The 6,090-nt window shown below is 67.7% G+C and carries 6 protein-coding genes; all 6 read left to right on the top strand.

Annotated features, from left to right (window positions below):
- The first annotated feature begins 148 nt into the window (after positions 1-148).
- The 6 genes from MAA8898_RS23140 (at position 149) to MAA8898_RS23115 (ending at position 6,088) form a co-directional block, all read left to right on the top strand.
- Positions 149-829: an adenylate kinase gene (locus MAA8898_RS23140; RefSeq protein WP_094023397.1), complete on the top strand. Its 681-nt coding sequence runs from the start codon at positions 149-151 to the stop codon at positions 827-829.
- Between the two features lie 78 nt (positions 830-907).
- Positions 908-1,195: a DUF4212 domain-containing protein gene (locus tag MAA8898_RS23135; RefSeq protein WP_094023396.1), complete on the top strand. Its 288-nt coding sequence runs from the start codon at positions 908-910 to the stop codon at positions 1,193-1,195.
- A gap of 6 nt (positions 1,196-1,201) precedes the next feature.
- Positions 1,202-2,989: a sodium:solute symporter family protein gene (locus tag MAA8898_RS23130; protein ID WP_094023395.1), complete on the top strand. Its 1,788-nt coding sequence runs from the start codon at positions 1,202-1,204 to the stop codon at positions 2,987-2,989.
- Between the two features lie 108 nt (positions 2,990-3,097).
- Positions 3,098-3,664 carry a dihydrofolate reductase family protein gene (locus MAA8898_RS23125; protein WP_094023394.1) on the top strand — a complete coding sequence of 189 codons (567 nt, stop codon included), beginning with the start codon at positions 3,098-3,100 and terminating at the stop codon, positions 3,662-3,664.
- Positions 3,664-5,487, top strand: a complete 1,824-nt coding sequence (locus MAA8898_RS23120; protein WP_094023393.1) for a putative nucleotidyltransferase substrate binding domain-containing protein — start codon at positions 3,664-3,666, stop codon at positions 5,485-5,487. The genes MAA8898_RS23125 and MAA8898_RS23120 overlap by 1 nt, the downstream gene beginning before the upstream one ends.
- Positions 5,488-5,587: 100 nt before the next feature.
- Positions 5,588-6,088: a hypothetical protein gene (locus tag MAA8898_RS23115; RefSeq protein ID WP_094023392.1), complete on the top strand. Its 501-nt coding sequence runs from the start codon at positions 5,588-5,590 to the stop codon at positions 6,086-6,088.
- The last annotated feature ends 2 nt before the right edge of the window (positions 6,089-6,090 follow it).

Raw genomic sequence — 6,090 nt, 5'->3', positions numbered from 1 at the left:
GCCCAAGACCCGCTCGGGCAAGATCATGCGCCGCATCCTGCGCAAGATCGCCGAAAACGACTACGGCGCCCTCGGCGACACCTCGACCCTCGCCGACCCCTCCGTCGTCGAAGACCTCATCGAAAACAGAATGAACCGGGGCTGAGCCATGAAAGATGCCTTGACCACCGCCCCCGTCCTGATCCTGCTCGGCCCCCCCGGGGCCGGCAAGGGCACCCAGGCGCGGATGCTGGAAGAAAAGTTCGGCCTGGTGCAGCTGTCGACCGGGGACCTGTTGCGCGCGGCCGTGGCCGCGGGCACCGAGGCGGGCCTCAAGGCCAAGGCGGCGATGGAAGCGGGCGAGCTTGTCTCGGACGAGATCGTCATTGCCATCCTGCGCGACCGCCTGGCCGCACCGGACTGTGCCGGCGGCGTGATCCTCGACGGCTTTCCCCGCACCACGGTGCAGGCCGAGGCGCTCGACGCGCTGCTGGCCGAAAGCGGGCGAAAGATCAACGCGGCGGTCAGCCTCGAGGTTGACGACGCGGCGATGGTGGACCGGATCTCGGGCCGCTCCACCTGCGGCACCTGCGGCGAGGGCTACCACGACAGCTTCAAGCAGCCGGCCAAGGCCGGGGTCTGCGACAAGTGCGGCGGGACCGAGTTCAAGCGCCGCGTCGACGACAACGCCGAAACCGTCGCCGCGCGCCTGGAAGCCTACCACGCGCAGACCGCGCCGCTGATCGACTACTACGCCGCCCAACACGCGCTGATCGGCATCAACGCGATGGGCGACATCGAGGACATCGCCGGCAAGCTTGCCGCGATCGTGAAGTCGGCCACCGCCTGAGGCGGCTGGCCCAGGAGTGAACCCGTCCGCCGCGCGGCAGCCCGGCGGGCACAAGGAGGAAAGAGGAGGACCCGCGACATGGCGGACCGTACATCCCAAGGCGTGCAAGCCACCCAGAAGTCCGACGCGGCTTACTGGGCGGCCAACGTGCGCATCATCATCATCAGCCTCATCATCTGGGCGCTGGTGTCTTTCGGCTTTGGCATCCTGCTGCGCCCGATGCTGTCCGGCATCGCGGTCGGCGGCACCGATCTCGGCTTCTGGTTCGCCCAGCAAGGCTCGATCATCGTCTTCCTGGCGCTGATCTTCTTCTACGCCTGGCGGATGAACAAGCTGGATAAAGAATTCGGCGTGGAAGAGGAGTAACTCTCAATGGATCAGTTCACCATCAACCTGCTGTTTGTGGGCGCATCCTTTGCGATCTACATCGGCATCGCGATCTGGGCCCGCGCGGGCTCCACGTCGGAATTCTACGCCGCCGGCCGCGGCGTCCACCCGGTCACCAACGGCATGGCGACTGCCGCCGACTGGATGTCGGCCGCGTCGTTCATCTCGATGGCGGGCCTCATCGCCTTTGTCGGCTATGACAACTCGACCTTCCTGATGGGCTGGACCGGCGGCTACGTGCTGCTGGCGCTGCTGCTTGCACCCTACCTGCGCAAGTTCGGCAAGTTCACCGTGTCCGAGTTCATCGGCGACCGATTCTACAGCCCGACCGCGCGCCTGGTGGCCGTGATCTGCCTGATCATCGCCTCGGTGACCTACGTCATCGGCCAGATGACCGGCGTCGGCGTGGCCTTCGGCCGCTTCCTCGAGGTGTCCTCGACCACCGGCCTGCTGATCGGCGCGGTGATCGTGTTCGCCTATGCCGTGTTCGGCGGCATGAAGGGCGTGACCTACACGCAGGTGGCCCAATACGTCGTGCTGATCACCGCCTACACCATCCCGGCGGTCTTCATCTCGCTGCAACTGACCGGCAACCCGATCCCGGGCCTGGGCCTGTTCGGCACCCACACCGGCACCGGCGAGCCGCTGCTGGCGACGCTCGACGCGCTGCTGCGTGACCTCGGCTTCAACGAGTACACCACGCACAACGGCGGCACCTTCAACATGGTGCTCTTCACCCTGTCGCTGATGATCGGCACCGCCGGTCTGCCGCACGTCATCATGCGGTTCTTCACCGTGCCCAAGGTGTCGGACGCACGCTGGTCCGCCGGCTGGGCGCTGGTCTTCATTGCCCTGCTGTACCTGACCGCCCCCGCCGTGGGTGCGATGGCCCGCCTGAACATCACCGAGATGTTCTGGCCGAACGGCGCCTCGGGCGAGCCGGTCGCCCTGGAGCAGATCGAATCCGATCCGCGCTACGACTGGATGGCCACCTGGCAGAAAACCGGCCTGCTGGGCTGGGAAGACAAGAACGGTGACGGCAAGATCGCCTACTTCAACGACAAGAACCCGGAAGCCGTGGCCCGCGCCAAGGAAGCCGGCTGGGGCGAAGCCAACGAACTGACCAACTTCAACAACGACATCCTGGTTCTGGCGAACCCGGAGATCGCCAACCTGCCCAGCTGGGTGATCGGCCTTGTCGCTGCCGGTGGTCTTGCCGCAGCACTCTCGACCGCCGCCGGCCTGCTGCTGGCCATCTCCTCGGCCGTCAGCCACGACCTGCTGAAGGGTCAGCTGACCCCGAACATGTCGGAAAAGACGGAACTGATGTCCGCACGGATCGCCATGGCCGTCTCGATCGCCGTGGCCACCTGGCTGGGTCTCAACCCCCCGGGCTTTGCGGCGCAGACCGTGGCGCTGGCCTTCGGCCTCGCGGCGGCGACGATCTTCCCGGCGCTGATGATGGGCATCTTCACCAAGGTGAACAGCAAGGGCGCCGTGGCAGGCATGCTGACCGGCCTGGTCGTGACGCTGGTCTACATCTTCCTGCACAAGGGCTGGTTCTTCGTGCCGGACACCAACAGCTTCACCGATGCCGACCCGCTGTTCCTGACCATCAAGTCGACCTCCTTCGGGGCCGTCGGTGCGGCGATCAACTTCGCGGTGGCCTTCACCGTGTCCAAGATGACCGCGCCGATCCCGCGCGAGATCGAGGAACTGGTGGAATCGGTCCGCATTCCGCGCGGCGCCGGCGCTGCTGTGGACGGTCACTGAGATGGCGGCGGGCCGTTCCTGCGACGGCCCGTCCCCTACGCTTTCGTCCCGTCCGGCGCTATGCCGGGCGGGACTTTTCATTTCATCGCCCGGGCTCGGGAGGCCAGTGTGACCACCGGACACGTCTTCATCGCCATGAGCCTCGACGGCTACATCGCCCGCGAGGATGACCGGCTGGACTGGCTGACGCAGCGCGACGCCGCGGGCGAAGACCACGGCTATGATGCCTTCATCGCCGGTATCGACGGGCTGGTCATGGGCAGCGGCACCTTTCGCACCGTGCTGGGCTACGGCGGCGACTGGCCCTATGCGAAACCCGTCGTCGTCCTGAGCCACAGCCTGACCGACAGCGACATTCCCGAAGACCTGCGCGGAAGGGACCAGCTCAGCCGGCTTGACCCCGCCGCGCTGATGCAGGACCTCGCGGCCCGGGGTTGGCGCCGTGCCTATGTCGACGGCGGCCGCGTCATCCGTGCCTTCCTCGCCCGGGGCCTGATCGCCGACATGCAGGTCACCCTCGTCCCCGTCCTGATCGGCCGCGGCCGCCCGCTGTTCGGCGGGATGGACCTGGAGGACGACATCGGCCTGACCGTGCAAGGCGTGCGGCAGTTCCCCTCCGGCCTGCTGACCGTCCGCTATTCCGTTTCCGCTTCCCGACCCGGCAAGGACACCTGATGCCCATCGACCGCGCAGATCTGTTTCGCTTTCTCTCGGCTGTTCATCCCTACGACGCGCTTGACGCCGAGGTGCTGGAGGCCCTTGTTCCCGCCTTCCGTCCGCAGGCCATGGCCGCCGGCCAGCCCGTCTATACCCTGGGCGACCCGCTCGAAGGGCTTTACCTGATCCATTCCGGCGCGGTCGAGGTGCGTGACCAGAACGGCGTGCAGATCTCGCTGCTGGGCCCGCGCAACTCGTTCGGCGAACGCGGGCTGACCCGCGACGGGCTGGCCGTGACCAGTGCCAGCACGCGCGAGGACTCGCTGCTGCTGGTCCTGCCAAAGGCCGATTTCCTGCGCCTGGTCGAAACCCAGCCCGCCGCGAAGAAGTTCTTTGACCGCGCGCGGCCGGCCAGGGCCAAGCGCGCCGACCTGACGACCAGCCGGGTCGAGACGCTGATGGCGCAGAACCCGCTGACCTGCACCCCCGATACCCCGGTGCAGGAGGCCGCGCGCCTGATGAGCGACCGCCACGTGTCGTCGATCTGCGTGACCGAGGGCGACCAGCTGCAGGGGATCGCCACCATCCGCGACCTGTCCGGCAAGGTCGTCGCCCGCGCCCTGCCCTACGACACGCCCGTCTCCGTTATCATGACCAAATCGCCGCTGACCCTGCCGCCCTCGGCAATCGGCTCGGACGTGCTGCACATGATGATGGAGCGCCGCATCGGCCACGTTCCGGTGACCGAGGGCGGGCGGCTGGTGGGCATCGTCACCCAGACCGACCTGACCCGTTTTCAGGCGATGACCTCGGCCGAACTGGTGTCCGAGATCGCCCGCGCCGGCAACGCGTCGGAGATGGCCAGGGTCACCGCCCGCATCCCGCAACTGCTGGTGCAGCTGGTGGCCGGCGGCAACCGGCACGAGGTGGTCACGCGGCTGATCACCGACATCGCCGACACCGCCACCCGCCGCCTTTTGGCGCTGGCCGAGGCGCAGATCGGCCCGCCGCCGGAGCCCTACCTCTGGGCCGCCTGCGGCAGCCAGGGCCGGCAGGAGCAGACCGGCGTGTCCGACCAGGACAACGTGCTGATCCTCGACGACGCGGTGACCGAGGCGCAGATGCCCTATTTCGAGGACCTCGCGCGCTTTGTCTGCGACGGGCTGGACGCCTGCGGCTATGTCTACTGCCCCGGCGACATGATGGCCACGAACGCGCGATGGCGCCAGCCGTTGCGGGTCTGGCGCGGCTACTTCGACAGCTGGATCGCCAAGCCTTCGCCCGAGGCGCAGATGCTGGCGTCTGTCATGTTCGACCTGCGCCCGATCGGCGGCGCCGCGGCGCTGTTCGACCAGTTGCAGGAGGGCACGCTGGCGCGGGCGGCCAGGAACTCGATCTTCGTCGCGCACATGACCTCGAACGCGCTCAAGCACACGCCGCCGCTGGGCCTGCTGCGCGGCTTCGCCACGATCCGCTCGGGCGAGCACAAGAACCGGCTGGACCTGAAGCACAACGGCGTCGTGCCGGTGGTCGACCTTGGGCGGGTCTATGCGCTGCAAGGCAAGCTGACCGAGGTCAACACCCGCGCCCGGCTGGAAGCGGCGGTGCGGGCCGGCGTGCTCAGCACTTCGGGGGGGCAAAGCCTGATCGACGCCTACGACGTGATCGCCGAGACACGGCTGGAACACCAGGCGCGCCAGATCAAGGCGGGCGGCGCGCCGGACAACTATCTTGCCCCGGCCGACCTGTCGGATTTCGAACGCAGCCACCTGCGCGACGCCTTTGTCGTGGTCAAGACGCTGCAATCGGCGCTAGGTCATGGCAAGGGCATGCTCGGCTGACAGGGGCGCGACAAAAGTCCTGACAGGACTTTTGCAAATTCCTTGCCAAGGAATTTGACCGCTGCCCCCGAGGCCGGGACCACGTGGGAAGGGAGGAGCCATGTTTCTGGAACTGATCGGGGTCTTCGCGGCCGGTTTTGCCGGTGCGGGACTCATGCTGATCCTGTCGCGGCTGTCCGGCGGGCGGCTGCCGCGCTGGGCCATGCCGCTGGGTGCGGGCGGGGCGATGATCCTGGCCACCGCCTCGCTGGAATACAGCTGGTACAGCCGCACCGCCGGCAACCTGCCCACCGGGCTGACGGTGGCGCAGGCCGTGCCCACCAGCGCCTTCTGGCGGCCCTGGAGCTACGCCGTCCCGGTGACCGAACGCTTTGTCGCGGTCGACACCGCGAACCGGCTGGCCAATGCCGAAACCGGCGGGCTCTACATGGTGAACGTCTATTTCTACGACCGCTGGAAGGGCAAGAAGATCGTCCAGGTCATGGTCGACTGCGTCGGCCACCGCCGCGCCGACCCGGTGCTGGGCGACGGTTCGCCGCCTCTGTGGCGCGATGTCGGCGCGGACGATCCCGTCGTGAAGACCGCCTGCGCGGAGGCCTGACC

This window comes from Antarctobacter aquimaris (genome assembly GCF_900184945.1).
Taxonomy (GTDB): Bacteria; Pseudomonadota; Alphaproteobacteria; order Rhodobacterales; family Rhodobacteraceae; genus Maliponia; species Maliponia aquimaris.
This window is presented reverse-complemented; position numbering and strand designations above follow the sequence as displayed.

Excerpts from the sequence above, each read along its gene's own strand:
- MAA8898_RS23130 (WP_094023395.1), top strand. The coding sequence starts at position 1,202 with ATGGATCAGTTCACCATCAACCTGCTGTTTGTGGGCGCATCCTTTGCG.
- MAA8898_RS23140 (WP_094023397.1), top strand. The coding sequence starts at position 149 with ATGAAAGATGCCTTGACCACCGCCCCCGTCCTGATCCTGCTCGGCCCC.
- MAA8898_RS23115 (WP_094023392.1), top strand. The coding sequence starts at position 5,588 with ATGTTTCTGGAACTGATCGGGGTCTTCGCGGCCGGTTTTGCCGGTGCG.
- MAA8898_RS23120 (WP_094023393.1), top strand. The coding sequence starts at position 3,664 with ATGCCCATCGACCGCGCAGATCTGTTTCGCTTTCTCTCGGCTGTTCAT.
- MAA8898_RS23135 (WP_094023396.1), top strand. The coding sequence starts at position 908 with ATGGCGGACCGTACATCCCAAGGCGTGCAAGCCACCCAGAAGTCCGAC.